The sequence below is a fragment of the Mesorhizobium sp. M0771 genome (assembly GCF_040320155.1).
GTDB lineage: Bacteria > Pseudomonadota > Alphaproteobacteria > Rhizobiales > Rhizobiaceae > Mesorhizobium.
In genome coordinates this window covers 233,301-248,277 of the sequence record NZ_JAMYPC010000007.1, presented here as the reverse complement: position 1 = coordinate 248,277, position 14,977 = coordinate 233,301, and the positions used below count along the sequence as shown (strand labels likewise).

Here is a 14,977-nt window from a genome sequence, read left to right as displayed (position 1 = left end):
GGCTTTCGCTAATTTTCTACGTCGCAAGACGAGGGGCGGCGCCGGAACTGCCAATCTCCCCCCTTGTGGGGGAGATGTCCGGCAGGACAGAGGGGGGCGCCGTAGAGTGCCAGCAAGAGAATTTCTGAGCGGACATCGATTTGACCACCAGCCCCCTCCTCGACGCCACCGGCGTCGCCAAGAACTACGGCGCGGTTGCAGCGCTTCGCAACGCGTCGCTCTCCGTGCTGCCGGGCGAGGTCCACGCGCTGATGGGCGCCAACGGCGCCGGCAAGTCGACGCTGGTGAAGATCCTGACAGGCGCCATTCCGGCGAACGCCGGCCGCATCCTGATCCGCGGCGAGGCGCGCGACATTCGCTCGCCGGCCGCCGCGCGCCGCGCCGGGCTGCTGCCCGTCTACCAGGAACCGTCGCTGATCCCCGATCTCGACGTTCTCTCCAACCTCAGGCTCACCGGCACGCCGGTCGAGCTATTCCGCGCCTGGGTGCGCGAGCTCGGCATTCTTGACCTCGATCTGCGCGACACCGCGCGCGACATCCCGCTCGCCGTGCTGCGCGTGCTCGACCTGGCGCGGGCGCTCGCCGTCGAGCCCGACGTGCTGCTGCTTGACGAGATGACGGCGGCCCTGCCCGCCAACCTTGCCGAAAAGGTGCTGGAAGTGGTGCGCCGCCAGGGCGATTCGGGCCGCGCCGTGATCTTCATCTCGCACCGCTTCGTCGAGATCTCGGCGCTGTGCGACCGCGCCACCGTGCTGCGCGACGGCGAGACCGTCGGCGTCGTCGACATCGTGCCGGGCGTGGAAGAAAAGATCGTCGAGCTGATGCTCGGCACCCGCATCGTCAAAACCCATGTCGCTGCCCGCAGCGCTGCCGAGAAGGCCGCGCCCGCGACCACCCGGCCGCGCATTTCGGTGCGAAACCTGCGCGTCGGCGCCAAGCTCAGCGATGTCTCCTTCGATCTCGCCGACGGCGAAGTCGCCGGCGTCGTCGCGCTCGAAGGCCAGGGCCAGGACGAGTTGTTCGCAGCGCTTGCCGGCTCGATCCGGCCCTCCGGCGGCACCATCGAAGTCGATGGCCAGCCCGTGAAATTTTCCCACCCGATCGACGCCATCCGCGCCGGCATTGCCTATGTGCCGGGCGACCGCTCCGAGGCGCTCGCCATGCAGCGCTCGGTCCGTGAAAACATCGCCCTGCCCTTCAGTGCCGCGCTGCGCAACTGGGGGCCGATCAACATGCGCCGCGAGCGCGCGACCGTGCTCAGCGCCATCGAGCGGCTGCAGATCGACACCCGCGCCCAGGGCGAAGTGCAGCGCCTGTCCGGGGGCAATCAGCAGAAGGTGACCATCGCCCGCTGGATCGCGGCGGATGCCCGCACCATCCTGTGCTTCGACCCGACGCGCGGCATCGATGTCGGCACCAAGCAGGAGATCTACAAGCTGCTGCGCGAACTCGCCGGCAACGGCAAGTCGGTGCTGTTCTACACCTCCGAACTGGAAGAGGTGCAGCGCGTCTGCGACCGTGTCATCGTCATCTTCGGCGGCCGCCTCGTCGACATTTTTCCGGTCGAGGAGGCCGACGAGCCGGCGCTGATGCGCGCCGCCTACGGCCTGCCGCGCGGCGCCAAGGCCGATATCGGTATATTGGCTGATCCGACCGCGAACACTTCGGCTTCGCCGGAGGCCGCGCCATGAGCCATTTCCTGCGCCGCCAAGGCTGGGTCGTCGGCCTGTTCGCCCTGCTCATCGTCCTGTTCATCGCCACCAGGATCATCCAGCCGGCCTATGGCAGCAATGATTTCGGCTCGCTCGCCCGAGCCGTTCTGCCCTATGCCTTCGCAGTCGCCGCGCAGACCGTCGTCGTCATCGCCGGCGGCATTGACCTGTCGGTCGCCGCCATGATGGCGCTGACCAGCGTCACCGCGGCGTCGATGATGAATGGCGCGAGCGAGGAATACGCGCTGTTCGTGGTGCCCTTCGTGCTGGCCATGGGTTTCGTGCTCGGCGCACTCAACGGCCTGCTCATCGTCGTCACCCGCGTGCCCGACATTGTCGTGACGCTGGCCATGCTGTTCGTGCTGCAGGGTGCAGCCCTGCTGGTACTCGACGCGCCGGGCGGCGGCATCGCCGAATGGCTGAAGGCGCTGATCTCTGGCACCGTACCGATCCCCGGCCTGCCCGACGCCATAGACGCCTGGCTGCCCAAGGCGCTGCTGGTGCTGATCGTGTGCCTCTGCGTCATCTGGATACCGCTGCGGCGCTCGCGCCTCGGCCTCTCCATCTACGCCATCGGCTCTAGCGAACTGGCGGCGTTCCGCTCCGGCGTGCCGGTCAAGCGCACTCGCATCATCGCCTATGCGCTGTCCGGCCTGTTCGCCGCCTTTGGCGGCCTGGCGCTGACCATGAGCACCGGCATCGGCGCCCCCATCCCCGGCCCCTATCTGCTCGCCAGCGTCGCCGCCGTGGTGCTGGGCGGCGTCGCGCTCGGCGGCGGCAAGGGCGGCCTGCTCGGCCCGATCGTCGCCGTCTTCGTGTTGCGCCTGGTGCGCACGGATTTGACGCTGCTTGCCATCGACCCGAATGTCACCGCCATCATCGAGGGGCTGATCATGGTGGCGGTGGTGATGTTCGGCGCGTTTATCACGATGCGGGGGCGGCAATGATGGGAGGGCTGTCGCAGAGAGACGTCGGCGTTCCTTCGCGCCCCCCTCTGTCCTGCCGGACATCTCCCCCACGAGGGGGGAGATCAGCTGTCATCGCCGCTTTCGCCAGCCTTCAACGTTGCAAAAAGGAGCGAGGCGCTGAAGCTGCCAATCTCCCCACAAGTGGGGGAGATGGCCGGCAGGCCAGAGGGGGGCGCCGTAGAGCGCCATCCTCGCAGCACACAACACCAAGAGCCGCCCCATGAGCACCACCGCCATCACCCCGGTCCCCTTCGGCCGCCGCATAAAGCGCTTCATGGCCGATCGCCCGCTCATCCCGCTGATCGTCCTGCTCGCCATCCTGGTTATAATCCTGCAGGTCCTGCGCCCCGGCATCGTCAACGAGCGCTGGATCGCCAACACCATCAAATTCGCCATCCCGCTGGCGATCCTCGCGGGATGCCAGACCATGACCATGCTGACCGGCGGCATCGACCTGTCGGTCGGCACGGTGGCGACGATGAGCGCCTTCATCATGGCGACGCAAGTGGTCAACCAGGACCCGGCGGTGGCGTTCCTTTTGGCGATAATGCCGGCGGTGCTGATCGGCCTCGTCAACGGCATCGGCGTCGGTGTGTTCCGCGTCCACCCGCTGATCATGACGCTGGGCACCAGCCTGATCGGCACCGGCTGCCTGCAGGTCTACCAGCGCACCGTGATCGCGTCGGGCGCAAAAATCCCCGACTTCCTGGCCTGGCTCGGCACCGGCGTGACATGGGGCTTCCCCAACGCGCTGCTTTTGTTCGTGCCGCTCGCCGCCCTCATCGTCTTCACGCTCGCCCGGACCGGCTTCGGCCGCCTGCTCTACGCCGTCGGCGACAATGAGCGCGCGACCCGCCTGTCGGGCGTGCAATACTGGCAGGTCATCACCGCGCTCTACGTCACCTCCAGCGTGCTCGCCGGCATCACCGGCCTGCTCTATATCGGCCTGATCAAGGCCCCCTCGCTGTCGCTCGCCGAACCGCTGGTGCTGCCCTCGGTCGCCGCCGCCGTCATCGGCGGCACCTCCATCTTCGGCGGCCGCGGCGGCTACACCGGCACCATCATCGGCGCCCTGATCCTGACCGTGCTGACAACACTGCTGACCATCCTGCAGATGCCGGAGGGGGCACGGCGGATCTTGTTCGGGCTGATCGTGCTGTTCGTGACGGCGGCGTATTTGCGGATTGTGGAGGAGCGGTAGGGGCTGGCGCCCGACGCTGCATTGGGCGAAGCTTCCCCATCCAAGGTTCAGGCCAAGCGCACGGGAGCAAGTTCCCCCTCACCCGGATTGCCAACCGAATTGCGAAGGGCAATTCGGGGCAATCCGACCTCTCCCCGAGGGGAGAGGTCGGCGCCAGCGTCAACGCCAGCCTCTTCTCCCCAGCGGGGAGAAGGTGGCCGCGAAGCGGCCGGATGAGGGGGCTGGCGCAGCCATAGGCGATTATCATCGCCCCAGACGAGCTTACCCCACCGAGAACGCGAGGGAGCGCCCCCTACTTCAACGAAATCGCCATCCCGCTCAGATCCGCATTCACCTGCAGGCCCACCTGCCGGCCGGTAAGCTCGAGCTGGGCGCCCTTGTCGTTGGTCATGACGATCACCTGCGCGCCCGTGCCGAGCGCGCCGCCACCACCCGCCGCGCCGTAAACCCCGGTCGCATCGCGAACCCTTCTGATATGCCGCACGGTGCCCCGGAAATAGGTCTTGGAAACCCCGAAGGCGAAGCCGCCCGAAACGCCGCCGATCGTGATGGGATAGGAGCGGCCGTGGAAGGTCAGCGTCCCCTCGCCGCCGGAACCGCCGACGAAGAAGGCCGCCTTGTAGACGGCAAAGCGGATCGTGCCGCTATCGGCATGCGCGGCGCTGGCAGCGCTGACGGACACAGTTGTGATGGCCGCAACCGCGAGCGAACGAAAGCTGGACGAGATGGTCATGGTGGGAGCTCCTCAAGTGCGCCGCTCACCCAACCGGCAGGGCTCGTCGGCGTCGTAACCAACTTGAACAATCTAGCCCGTGATTTGGTTCCAGGCAGGCTGTGACAAGATCCGACGAAACGTGACGTGGTGTACTTTCGGGTTGCGGAGGAGGCGGCGGCTATTTCCTCTTCCTGAGCACTTTTCGCAGCGTTAACTTCAACCGCCTCATCTGGTAATGGCGCCGCAACTTGGCCAGCGCCGACTGGTGGGCGGTGTCGATTGCAGCCAGCGAGTCCGCCTCGGTAGCCTGCGGCAGCGCGAGCAGCGCGTCGGCCTGAAGATCGGCAAAGGGCTTGGGGTCATAGATGGCGAACGGCGTCGGCGGGTCGCTGAGCACGGTGGGGTTGCTGTTGATCTCGAACACTACAAGCCTGCCGTCCACGAAAGTGTAGTCGATGCGGCCATACTGCATGCGGGCTTTTTCGAAGACCTGCATGACCGCATTGGCGTCAGGATTCGTATCGATATAGGTCCTGATTTCTTCGATATGCGCCGGCAGCAATTGCTCGGGCGAATTCTTGACGAACCACGATTTCGACATGGCGCAATGCTGGCCGTAGACCGTATCGCCGACCCGAAACGCCGCGTACTTCCTGAAATAACCGTCCATTCCGGGGGTGCCGATCATCTCCACCACCATCGGCCGCACCAGATCGCTACCGTCCAGCCGGACGATCGCGGCGTCCAGCGCCGGCCGGTTGTGCAGCAGCGGCGGCTCCCTGTAGAGTGCGCCCGTCTCGTCGCGGATGAAAACGGGATAGCGTATCGCCTCTTCCAGCTCGTCCGGCCTGAACACACGAAAAGCGTTGCTGCCGTCGGCATGAAGCAGGCGCAGCAGGTCGAAGCGCTGCAGGCTGGCGGTCGGGTGATTGAGCTGCGTCAGGCCGGTGTTGTCAGCCAGTTCGGCGCTGATGCCGGCCGCGCGGCTCAATTCGTCCGATGTCAGCCGGTCCATGTCGGACCAGATGACCACCCCGGCGCGAACGCCGCGCAGCAGCCCGGCATCCTCGTAGCGCACCAGCCGGAACCACGCCTCCAGGTCAGTCCGGTGATACAGAAGCACCACCGCCTGCGTGTAGGCGTGCTCCCGGTGCGCGACGTAAAATATCATGCGTTTCCGTTGTCCGTATGTAATTGCAAAGGGGAACCATGATAACTAGACAGGCTTGTGAAAGCCGTGAAATGGTTCTCGATCCGGCATGCGTCAAACAGGAGATAGAACAGGTTGACGTTTCCGTGAAGCTGCAAACCGCATTGGCAAGAAACTGCCATGCGCCATCAACGCGTTAGAAGTCGAGGCAGCCGACACATGAATTTAGACGATGTTGCGATACCCATCCGCCGGTTAGACCTGGAAGACATCCCTTTGCTGATGGAGCTTGAGGCTGCCGCCTGGGCCGCACCGCTGCAGGCGAGCGAAACGACCATCCGCCACCGGCTGGCACTCGGACACACCATGTTCGGCGCGATCGATGGCGATCTGCTTGCTGGCACCATCTGCTTTACCGAGACCAGCCAGGATCCGCTGGTGCGCGCCGATTTCCCCAGGAATTTCGATGCCTATGCATCGCTGCCGCGCAGCGAGCCGGTTTACGCACTTTACGCCTACAATCTCTGCGTCCGGCCGAGCCATCGCGGCTCCAACACGGCGGTGCGGCTCTTGAAGGAGATGGAGAGCCACGGCCGCCGCCTGGGCGCCAGCTGGCTGATCGGCGATGGCCGCTGCTCGTCCTATGCCGGCTCCTCGGGCGAAGAGTATGATCATGTCAAGGCCGATGCGCGGTTCCGCGCCACCATCGACCGCTGGAACCAGACCGGCACAAGACCGCCGCTGGAAGAGATCATCCGCGATCCGCTGCTGCGCATGCACTACCGCGTCTACGGATGCGAGTTCCTCTACGTCATGCCGGACTTCTTCCCGCAGGACGCCACGTCAGGCGGCTTCAGGGTCATTTCAGCCAAGAATCTCAAGGCATGAGATTCGAGCCGTCATGACAGCTCCGCATTTCGATCCGTTCGCGCTCGGCGACGACCCGTTTCCGCATTTCGCCCGCATGCGCGCCGCCGGCGGCATTGCGCGCGGCGTCGCGCCCTATCCCGAGCTGGCCGACGCGCATTATGTGTTCAGCCATGAGCTGGTGTCGGGCGCGCTGAAGCATCCCGCTCTTCTTCAGGCGCCGCCGGGTACATATGAAGAGGTCCGCCGCAAGCTCGTCGACCATGCGCCCATGGCTCTGCTCAGCCGCTCGGTGCTGCTCGCCGATCCGCCTCAGCATGGCGCCTTGCGCCGGCCGGTCGCTGGCTTTTTCTCACGGCCGGCCATCGAAGCGCTGACGCAAGGTCTTCGCGCGCTGAGCCACGAGCTGGTCGAGCGTGCGCTGGCGGATGGCCGCGTCGACGCCGTCGCCGGGCTCGCCGTGCCGGTGTCCTTCTGGCTGCTGCAGGAAATCCTCGGCATCGAGATCGAGGACCCTTGGGCGTTGAAATCGGTGACCCGCCGCATGGCCAGCGCATTCGACCTGCGAAGAGCGCAGCCGCCGGCAGCAAGCGCCGAGGCCTATCGCGAATGCCAGGCTTTTGTCGAGGAGCGGCTGGCTCGACAGGCCTACCGGCCGGACGGAATGGTTGCCGGCATGGTGCGGGAGGTTGCGCAAGGCCGCTGGTCGCGCGAGGACATGGTGGCCAACATCGTCTTCATGCTGTTTGCCGGACAGGAGACTGTCGTCGACGCTCTCGGCAACGCAATTGTTGCGCTGGATCGCTTTCCCGAACAGCGCGCGCTGCTCAAGCGCGGCGCTGTCGACTGGAGCAGCGCGGCGGCCGAACTGCTGCGCCATGGCGCCTCGGTGCAATACGCCGTCGCCCGCATCGCGGCGCAGGACATCGACCTCGGCGACGTCAGGATTGCGGCTGGCGAAGCGGTCGTGCCGGTGCTCGGCAGCGGCAATCGCGACGATGCCGTCTTCGCCGATGGCGACCGGCTGGACCTCACGCGCCCGCCAACCATGTCGATGACCTTCGGCACCGGCCTGCATGTCTGCCTCGGGCAGCATGTCGCCCGTATCGAGATCGCGGCGATGATAGAAGCCCTGTTCACCCGTGCGCCCGGATGGCGGCTCGATGCCGCAAATGCCGAGCGCCGCGCCTCGATGTCGTTTCACGGCATGGCTACCGCGCCGCTGATCCTCAACCCCGCTGCGTGAAAAGCGGCCGCGTCTGGGGGATGACCGCCGGGTCGAGCGACCTGACGATTTCCGAAACCTTTGCCCGCAAGGCGCCCACCGTCGCATCGTCGAGCGGATCGAGAATATCGTTCTGATCTCTCGATACCCGGTACTCGTCCAGCGACGGCGCCTCGCTCGACGGCGTGAAGCCGCCGCCGCGGGCATGCTTGTCGGCCAGTTCCTGCCTCGATTTCACGGCATAGTGGCGGATCCAGCCGATCTTCCATTCCATCGGCATGGCCGCCGGGTGCTTGTCGAGCGTCATGCCGTCGACCAGCGTCCTGCGCAGCGAGATGCGGAAACCGTGCGGGTGCGGCATGAACTGCCCGGGATCCCGCAGCGCCTTGCGCAGCACCGAGGACACGCGGGCAAACGACTTCTTCCAGCGCGCGGTCGGGGCGTCATGCGTGCCGCGCCTTTGAAACCGCACCGTCACCAGTTCGTCGTCATAGGCCTCTTTGCCGTCGCTGCCGAAATTCACCCAGCGAAAGGCGACGCTGCGCACGCCCGGGCGGCTAAAAAGCGAGCGGACCAGTTCGGCTCCGCTCCAGGGCGGCGCGTCGAGCGGCTCGAGGAACTCGTCGGCGTCCATGAAGCCCAGATAGCGATAGCCGTGGAGCAATGCCTGCCAGTAAAGATAGGAATAGGCCCGCCGCTGCGGCAGCACCGTGTCGTGTCGCCAGTCGACCAGCCGAATCCAGCCGGCATCGCGCAACGCCTGGAGCACCGCCGTCTGCGGTCCGGCGCTGCAGTTGTCGGCGATCATCAGGTCGAAGCCATGCAGCTTGTGCCAGGCGACCCACTCGATCACATAGGGCTGCTCCAGCTTCATGATCGCGCAGATCACCGGCCTGTTGACGGAAAACGGAATTCTCATCGCAACGCTTTCCCCGCGCCACCCGCTGCTGCTTGAGGCTCGACCTGCCGGAACGGGATCGCATCGCCATAAAATGCCGCAAGCTGCTCCGAAGAGCCCGTCCAGTCGCCCATGTCGAACTGGTGGAACCGATAGCGTGGGTCGTCAAGGGGCAGCAGGTCGATATCCGGCCTGATGCACCGGTCGAATATGCCGGCCACCGGCAGATGGATCGTCCGCGCCGAAGACAACCAACCGGCCAGCCAGGAGAAGCTGCTCACCCCCGTGACGAGATGGCTCGCCCGGCGCAGCGTCTCGAAATCGGTCAATGGCGACGCCTTCGGCGCGAAGACAGCATCGGGAAAACGCTGACGCAGGCGCCGGCAATAATCGTTGTCGTCATGGGTCTGGCCGACGAAGACCGGCTTGCGGCCGCTATCCTTGATGAGCGTCTCGAAGAAGCCGAATGGCATCGGGCAATAGTTGCGGTGGAAGCCGTCGAGGATGTCGCCGGCCCGCACATGGATGACGAGAAAATCGTCGCCATGGGTCGGCGCTGCGACGGCACGCCCGTCGAACAGCCCGGAGACCTCGTCCCGGTCATAATAACCCAGCCGCTGCGCGAAGCCCTTGAAGCGGATGCTCCGCGCCCGCCTGTCGCGGAACGCGGCTATGATCCCGTCGAGGTCGTAGCGGTGATAGCCGTCGACCCGAAGCAGCCGGTATTTCCACAACAAAGGCGGCCGCACCCTGGCAATGGACCATTCCGGCAGGTCGGCGTCGCAGACATAGCCACCGGGGATACGCTTCGCCAGCACATGGCAAAACATGTACTGGAACATCTTGTTCGCCATGCCGCCAAACGGCTGCATCACGATGGGCACTTGCCGCATTGGACCCCTTTCGCCAAAGACGGTCATTGTTACCCGAGCTGCGCGGGCCGGTCGACTGGCCTCTGACGCCAAGGGCGCATCATGATCGCCGCCGGCAAGCCACCCTCAGGGGTAATGCGTCGGCTTTGGCGCGTAGATCTTTGGATCGAAGTCCAGATCCCTCGGCAAGGGCAGGCTTGAGCACTGCAAATGCACCTCGCGTGCGAGCAGCCTTCGCCGCTTCTGCTCGTTCTCCTTGATGGCCGCCACGAGGCCCATGCTGTAGGGCCCCAGCACGACGCCGGCGGCCCATCCCGGATGCTCCCTCTCGCGCGCTTCGTAATTCATGGCATCGGTGCGGGCCTGCTGGCATTCCGGCGTCGCCCATTTCGGGTCTTGGGTCGAGAGCGAGGCTCCATACTGGACCGGAGACGATACGCACCCTGCCATTGTCGCAGTCAACGCGACGACCATTGCAATTCTCATCCGCAAGCCCCTCCTAATGTAGGAGGCGACTACAAGACGATTCCAGCGGGAAAAAGGCAGCTTCAGGATGCGGATTTTGCAGGGCCGCTCACCCCAGCAGGTTGCGCGCCGTGCGCATGAAGATCTTCGAACCGATCGGGATCAGATCGTCGGGAAAATCATAATCGGGATTGTGCAATGACGGGGTGCGCTCGCCCGCGCCGAGGAAGAACATCGCCGACTTCGCCTTGTGGCCGAAGATGCCAAAATCTTCCGAAGCGCGCATCGGCAGGGCTTCCTCGCTGCGCGCGACGCCCTCTTCGTCCAGCGCGCGGTTGAGATGTTCCACCGCGTCCGGCGCATTGACGCTGGCGACGAAGATTTCGTGATAGTCGCAGCGCACGGACAGGCGGTGCTCGGCCGCTATCCTGGTGGCCAACGCTTCCGCCGCCGCGACCAGTTCCGCCATGCGCTCGTCGCGCCTTGTACGCAGCGTCGCCCACACCTCGGCGTGAGCAGGCGCGATGCCGAACACGGCCTCGCCCATCGTCGCATGGGTGACGGTGACCATGCTGAAATCATCGTCGGCAAAGGTGCCGCGGCCGAGCGCCGGCAGCAGCGGCATGAGCTCGCTCACCGCCAGCATCGGCGACACGCCGGTTTCGGGCATGGACGAATGCGCGGTTTTGCCGTCCAGCACGATGCGTATGCCGCGCGAGGCGCAGTTGACCACGCCGGGCTTGAGGCGAACCTCGCCGAACGGCACGCCCGGCAGATTGTGCAGGGAGAAAGCAAAATCCGGCGCGATCTCGTCAAAGCGCGCATCGGCGACGACGCCGGCCGCGCCATTGCCGGTCTCTTCCGCCGGCTGGAACATCAAGACGACGCGGCCGCGCGCCGGCCGTTCTCGTCCGAGCTGGCGGCCGAGTGCGGCCAGGATCGCGGTGTGGCCGTCATGGCCGCACATATGCGATTTTCCCGGCACCTGCGAGGCATGCTCGACGCCCGAAAGCTCCTCGATCGGCAGCGCATCGATCTCCGAGCGGAACAGCACCGTCGGCCCCGCCTGGCCGCTGTCATAGACCGCCGCCACGCCATGACCGCCGAGGCCGGTCAGCACCTTGTCCGGCCCTGTATCGGCGAGGAAGCTGACGACTTCCTTGGCGGTCTGTTCTTCCTCGTTGGAGATTTCAGGCCGCTGGTGCAGCTTGCGGCGCCATGCCGTCAGCTCGATGATATCGCGATTGGTCAGGGTCATGGCTTGGGCTCCGCTTTGGTGCTGCAGGTTACACAAACACGATAGGGTTTTTCTCACGCCGTGCCATACTGATCAATTCCACTAGTCCATCGGCAAATTCCCGAACCCATGGGTCGGTGCTGGATTCGATCAGTCGCAATTCGCGCTCAAGCTCGCCGAAGCTCGGCTCCTCGATGACGTCTCCAACACCGCTGGCTGAAAGGAGGACCATCCGTTCCAGCGCTGACCCTTCGCCGAGAAGACCGGCAATCAGCTCCCCGAGCGCCGCAATGTGGGCTATGTTTCCGACACGCCAGTCACGCGTTGTGACATCGTCCCAGGTGAGAGTCACGTCTTCGGGATGGATCACCTCGCATTCGCCGTTTTCCGGATCCCGCTGAAAGCGATAGCCGGGGAATTCCCGCTCCATGGTCGAAACGCTTTTAAAAACCGCCAAGTCGAGACCCATGCTCCCTCCCGCCTAACCGAAGATCATCCTTACATTCGGCTCCAACAATCGGTCAAAGCTCTTTTGGACCTATTCTCGAAACATTGGAGAAGAGATGGCCGACCGGTTGCACACTAAGGTCGTCAATCTCATCTCCGACATCTGGCGGCCAATCCTGAGGGGCATGGTGCTCGAGTCCGTGCCAATCTTCAGCAACTAGGCTCCATCCACCCGAAGGAACGGTTTCGGAGCAACAATGGCCAGGCGGTTTGCGTTTCTCTTGGTTCGCGACTTCACGCTGTCGCCGCTGTCGCTGTTCATCGACACGCTGCGGCTGGCCGGCGATGAAGGCGACCGCAGCCGCCGGATCGAGTTCGACTGGGAGATCGTCGGCGAGCGTGGCCTGCCGATCCGGGCGAGTTGCGGTGTCGAGTTGCTGCCGACCAAGGCGATCGGCAATCCGCAGGAGTTCGACAATGTCGTCGTGGTCGGTGGCCTGCTCGACACCAACCGCAGCCTCAGCTCCGAAAAGGAGGTCTTCCTGTTGCGGGCGGCCGAAAAGGGCGTGCCGCTGACGGCACTCTGCACCGGCAGCTTCGTGCTCGCGCGCTACGGTCTGCTCGATGGCTACAGTGCTGCCGTCAGCTGGTTTCACATCAAGGATTTCCGCAGCCAATTCCCTGATGTGAACGCCCATGCCGACAGCCTGTTTTCCGTCGATAGGGGCCGCTCGACCTGCGCCGGAGGCACGGGTGCGGCCGACCTTGCCGGCCATTTCGTGTCGCAGTTCATCGGCCGCAAGGCTGCGGAAAAAGCCGCCAAGATCCTCGTGCTCGACCGCATCCGCTCGAGCCTGGATGTGCAGCCCGTCGGCGATCTCTTTCCGGCCGCGTCGAGCCGAGCGGTGAAACGGGCGCTGCTTCTGATGGAAAGCAATCTCCAGGAGACGCTGTCGGTCGCCGAGATCGCGGGCCGGTTGCATTTATCCCGGCGCCAGCTTGAGCGGCTGTTCTGCGCCGAGCTCGGCATCGGCCCGATGGCCGCCTATCTTGCGCTGCGCGTACATCAGGCCAAGTCGCTGCTGGAGGGGAGCGACTTGGCAATCGGCGACATCGCCTACCGCTGCGGTTTTCCCAATGCCGGCCATTTCAGCCGTGTCTTCCGCCATCAGACCGGTATCACGCCGACCCATCTCAGGCATCCGAACCGAATGTCCGGTGTCTTTGCCGACGGCAAGGGGAGCGGTCCCTAAGCCTATATTGGGGCGTGCGATCTCGCCGTTGGTATGATAATATCATACCAACCTGATAGGAGGGATCGATGTCCGCCACCGAAAAACGCACCTTCAGCCTGCCGGCCGAGCAGGCTGCTTTCATCGACCAGCTCGTTCGGTCCGGCACATACGCGACCAGCAGTGAAGTGATCCGCGCCGGTCTTCGCGCATTGCAGGAACGCGACGCCGCCGTGGAGCGCTGGCTGCGTGAGGAGGTCGCGCCGACCTATGATAGGTGGAAGGCAGACCCCTCCCAGGCCATCCCGGCCGACAAGTCTTTTGACAGCATCCGCGCACATCACGCAGCTCGCCTCAAGGGGAACGTGTGAAGCGCCGGCATGTTGTCCTTTTGCCGGAAGCCCAGACGGACCTGTTATGGATATACGATACGGTCGCTCACGCATCCGGCAACCTCACCGCCCTTCGATACATCGAGCGGATCGAGCGATTTTGCCTGGGTCTCGACTATGCCTCGGAACGCGGAACCCTAAGGGATGATGTGCGGCCGGGGCTTCGCATCGATGGCTTCGAGCGCCGCCTGACTGTGGCCTTCACCGTAGAAGGCAACCAGGTGGTGATTCTCAGGGTGTTCTACGGCGGCGTCAACTGGGAGGACGAGTTGGCGCCTATCGCTCCGTGAACGCCCGCGCGAACGAGTCCAGAATCGGCCGCGCCAGATATTCGAGGAAGGTTCGGTCGCCGGTGCTGATAAACGCCTCGACCGGCGTTCCCGGGTAAAGCTGCTCGGCTTTCACGCCCTGCGGCAGCGTGTCGGTGATCTTCAGCCTGGCGCGGAAATACGCCTCATGCGTGGTTTCATCGATCAGCCGGTCGGCGGAAATTTGCGTCACCGTAGCCGGGACCTCAGGGGTGAGGCGCGCGTTCAGGGCGGACAGCCTGAGCTTCGCCGGCTGGCCGACGCGAACCAGGTCCACGTCTTTCGGTCGCAGCTTCGCGTCGACGATGAGGCCCGACGCGGTCGGCAGGATCTCCATAATCTTCTGCCCCGGCGCAATCACGCTGCCTTTGGAGTTGTAGATCGAGGATACCACGATGCCGGCTGCCGGCGCCTTGATCGTCGTGCGCCCCAGCACCGCCTCGGCTGCGGTGATCTGTTCGCCGATGTCGGCCAGGCTGGTGCGAACCTCGTCGAGCTTGGTCAGCGCGTCCTCGACGCGCTGCGTGGTCGCGCGCTCGACCTGCGCCTGGGCTTCGACGATCTGCGTCTTGGTCGCTGCGATATCCGCCTCCAGCGCGCCGGCCTGGCCGACCAGATCGGCCTCGCTGCGCAGAAGCTGCGAATATTCGCTGCGGTTGGTGAGACCCTTGTCGAGCAGGCCGGTCTTGATGCCGAGTTCCTTCTTCACGATCTCGGCCTGTTGCTGGATGGCGAGTTTCTGCGCCTCCAGTCCCAGCGCCGACTCACGATGCATGGCGACGCGCTGCGCCAGGATCGACTGCTCGGAGCGGAACCGGGCGAGCCTGGCCTCGAACTCCTTCTGCTGTTCGTGCACCAGATTGTCGAAATCGCGCTGGAACGGCGCGGGTGCTGCTTCGGCGATCGGCGCCAGCCTGTCCGATCCGTCGCGCTCGGCCTCAAGTCGCGCGGCACTTGCCCTGAGCGCGATCGTCTGTCTGGTCAGCCGGTTGAGGTCGGTCTCGGCCGCCCTGCGGTCGAGCAGGACCAGCGGTTCGCCTTGTTGCACGCGGTCGCCTTCATGCACCAGCAACTGCTCGATGATGCCGCCCTCGGGGTGCTGGATGAGGATGTTGCCGCCCGTCGCCGAGATCGTGCCGGAGGTGATCACCGCGCCGGAGAGCGGCGCGTTCGCCGCCCAATAGCCGAAGCAGCCGACGAAGAGCGCTATGGCCACGTAGCCGACGACGGCCATGCGGCGGAAGTCGGTGCGCGGTCGACCTTCGAAGGCGAGGCTCTGCTGCATCAT

At 64.9% G+C, this 14,977-nt stretch carries 16 protein-coding genes; 8 read left to right on the top strand and 8 right to left on the bottom strand.

The annotated features are described in order from the left end of the window. The first annotated feature begins 140 nt into the window (after positions 1 to 140). The 3 genes from NKI05_RS13975 to NKI05_RS13965 all read left to right on the top strand — a co-directional run bounded on the left by NKI05_RS13975 (position 141) and on the right by NKI05_RS13965 (position 3,881). A complete protein-coding gene (locus NKI05_RS13975) occupies positions 141 to 1,691 on the top strand; it encodes a sugar ABC transporter ATP-binding protein (protein WP_023714099.1) in 1,551 nt (516 codons plus the stop codon). Beyond that, entirely contained in the window at positions 1,688 to 2,659 is a 972-nt protein-coding gene (locus tag NKI05_RS13970) for an ABC transporter permease (RefSeq protein WP_023669686.1), read from the top strand. Before NKI05_RS13975 ends, NKI05_RS13970 begins: the two co-directional genes overlap by 4 nt. A 241-nt stretch (positions 2,660 to 2,900) precedes the next feature. Next, positions 2,901 to 3,881 carry an ABC transporter permease gene (locus NKI05_RS13965; protein ID WP_023814678.1) on the top strand — a complete coding sequence of 327 codons (981 nt, stop codon included), beginning with the start codon at positions 2,901 to 2,903 and terminating at the stop codon, positions 3,879 to 3,881. A gap of 292 nt (positions 3,882 to 4,173) precedes the next feature. Here NKI05_RS13965 and NKI05_RS13960 read toward each other — a convergent pair whose 3' ends face one another. Both NKI05_RS13960 and NKI05_RS13955 read right to left on the bottom strand, forming a co-directional pair. Then, positions 4,174 to 4,614 (bottom strand): lipid-binding SYLF domain-containing protein, encoded by a 441-nt coding sequence (locus tag NKI05_RS13960; protein ID WP_023814679.1) that lies wholly within the window; start codon positions 4,612 to 4,614, stop codon positions 4,174 to 4,176. A 160-nt stretch (positions 4,615 to 4,774) separates the two neighbouring features. After that, positions 4,775 to 5,767, bottom strand: coding sequence for a hypothetical protein (locus NKI05_RS13955; RefSeq protein ID WP_023814680.1), 993 nt, complete (start codon positions 5,765 to 5,767; stop codon positions 4,775 to 4,777). A gap of 198 nt (positions 5,768 to 5,965) precedes the next feature. Between NKI05_RS13955 and NKI05_RS13950 the strand changes: the two genes are divergently transcribed. After that, a complete protein-coding gene (locus tag NKI05_RS13950) occupies positions 5,966 to 6,634 on the top strand; it encodes a GNAT family N-acetyltransferase (protein ID WP_031202403.1) in 669 nt (222 codons plus the stop codon). Between the two features lie 13 nt (positions 6,635 to 6,647). Continuing rightward, the gene (locus tag NKI05_RS13945) at positions 6,648 to 7,859 is read left to right on the top strand and encodes a cytochrome P450 (protein WP_023814681.1); all 1,212 of its coding nucleotides are present in this window, start codon (positions 6,648 to 6,650) and stop codon (positions 7,857 to 7,859) included. Here NKI05_RS13945 and NKI05_RS13940 read toward each other — a convergent pair. From NKI05_RS13940 to NKI05_RS13920, 5 genes are all read right to left on the bottom strand, one after another. Beyond that, the gene (locus NKI05_RS13940; protein ID WP_023733568.1) at positions 7,843 to 8,757 is read right to left on the bottom strand and encodes a glycosyltransferase family protein; all 915 of its coding nucleotides are present in this window, start codon (positions 8,755 to 8,757) and stop codon (positions 7,843 to 7,845) included. The genes NKI05_RS13945 and NKI05_RS13940 overlap by 17 nt on opposite strands. After that, entirely contained in the window at positions 8,754 to 9,629 is an 876-nt protein-coding gene (locus NKI05_RS13935; protein ID WP_023686531.1) for an alpha-1,2-fucosyltransferase, read from the bottom strand. Before NKI05_RS13935 ends, NKI05_RS13940 begins: the two co-directional genes overlap by 4 nt. A gap of 105 nt (positions 9,630 to 9,734) precedes the next feature. Next, entirely contained in the window at positions 9,735 to 10,094 is a 360-nt protein-coding gene (locus NKI05_RS13930; protein ID WP_352792463.1) for a hypothetical protein, read from the bottom strand. Between the two features lie 88 nt (positions 10,095 to 10,182). Continuing rightward, the gene (locus NKI05_RS13925) at positions 10,183 to 11,331 is read right to left on the bottom strand and encodes an amidohydrolase (RefSeq protein WP_023814683.1); all 1,149 of its coding nucleotides are present in this window, start codon (positions 11,329 to 11,331) and stop codon (positions 10,183 to 10,185) included. A 28-nt stretch (positions 11,332 to 11,359) separates the two neighbouring features. Beyond that, a complete protein-coding gene (locus NKI05_RS13920; protein WP_023683109.1) occupies positions 11,360 to 11,779 on the bottom strand; it encodes a hypothetical protein in 420 nt (139 codons plus the stop codon). Positions 11,780 to 12,014: 235 nt separating this feature from the next. Between NKI05_RS13920 and NKI05_RS13915 the strand changes: the two genes are divergently transcribed. From NKI05_RS13915 to NKI05_RS13905, 3 genes are all read left to right on the top strand, one after another. Continuing rightward, positions 12,015 to 13,010, top strand: coding sequence for a GlxA family transcriptional regulator (locus NKI05_RS13915; RefSeq protein ID WP_023814685.1), 996 nt, complete (start codon positions 12,015 to 12,017; stop codon positions 13,008 to 13,010). A 68-nt stretch (positions 13,011 to 13,078) separates the two neighbouring features. Beyond that, a complete protein-coding gene (locus tag NKI05_RS13910; RefSeq protein ID WP_023669694.1) occupies positions 13,079 to 13,360 on the top strand; it encodes a type II toxin-antitoxin system ParD family antitoxin in 282 nt (93 codons plus the stop codon). Continuing rightward, a complete protein-coding gene (locus NKI05_RS13905; protein WP_023814686.1) occupies positions 13,357 to 13,671 on the top strand; it encodes a type II toxin-antitoxin system RelE/ParE family toxin in 315 nt (104 codons plus the stop codon). The genes NKI05_RS13910 and NKI05_RS13905 overlap by 4 nt, the downstream gene beginning before the upstream one ends. Here NKI05_RS13905 and NKI05_RS13900 read toward each other — a convergent pair. Next, positions 13,658 to 14,977, bottom strand: coding sequence for an HlyD family type I secretion periplasmic adaptor subunit (locus NKI05_RS13900; protein WP_023814687.1), 1,320 nt, complete (start codon positions 14,975 to 14,977; stop codon positions 13,658 to 13,660). The genes NKI05_RS13905 and NKI05_RS13900 overlap by 14 nt on opposite strands.

Coding starts and splice junctions, on each gene's coding strand:
- NKI05_RS13935 (WP_023686531.1), bottom strand. CDS start 9,629: ATGCGGCAAGTGCCCATCGTGATGCAGCCGTTTGGCGGCATGGCGAAC.
- NKI05_RS13960 (WP_023814679.1), bottom strand. CDS start 4,614: ATGACCATCTCGTCCAGCTTTCGTTCGCTCGCGGTTGCGGCCATCACA.
- NKI05_RS13970 (WP_023669686.1), top strand. CDS start 1,688: ATGAGCCATTTCCTGCGCCGCCAAGGCTGGGTCGTCGGCCTGTTCGCC.
- NKI05_RS13950 (WP_031202403.1), top strand. CDS start 5,966: ATGAATTTAGACGATGTTGCGATACCCATCCGCCGGTTAGACCTGGAA.
- NKI05_RS13955 (WP_023814680.1), bottom strand. CDS start 5,767: ATGATATTTTACGTCGCGCACCGGGAGCACGCCTACACGCAGGCGGTG.
- NKI05_RS13910 (WP_023669694.1), top strand. CDS start 13,079: ATGTCCGCCACCGAAAAACGCACCTTCAGCCTGCCGGCCGAGCAGGCT.
- NKI05_RS13965 (WP_023814678.1), top strand. CDS start 2,901: ATGAGCACCACCGCCATCACCCCGGTCCCCTTCGGCCGCCGCATAAAG.
- NKI05_RS13925 (WP_023814683.1), bottom strand. CDS start 11,331: ATGACCCTGACCAATCGCGATATCATCGAGCTGACGGCATGGCGCCGC.
- NKI05_RS13915 (WP_023814685.1), top strand. CDS start 12,015: ATGGCCAGGCGGTTTGCGTTTCTCTTGGTTCGCGACTTCACGCTGTCG.
- NKI05_RS13900 (WP_023814687.1), bottom strand. CDS start 14,977: ATGATGCAGCAGAGCCTCGCCTTCGAAGGTCGACCGCGCACCGACTTC.
- NKI05_RS13920 (WP_023683109.1), bottom strand. CDS start 11,779: ATGGGTCTCGACTTGGCGGTTTTTAAAAGCGTTTCGACCATGGAGCGG.
- NKI05_RS13945 (WP_023814681.1), top strand. CDS start 6,648: ATGACAGCTCCGCATTTCGATCCGTTCGCGCTCGGCGACGACCCGTTT.
- NKI05_RS13930 (WP_352792463.1), bottom strand. CDS start 10,094: ATGAGAATTGCAATGGTCGTCGCGTTGACTGCGACAATGGCAGGGTGC.
- NKI05_RS13940 (WP_023733568.1), bottom strand. CDS start 8,757: ATGAGAATTCCGTTTTCCGTCAACAGGCCGGTGATCTGCGCGATCATG.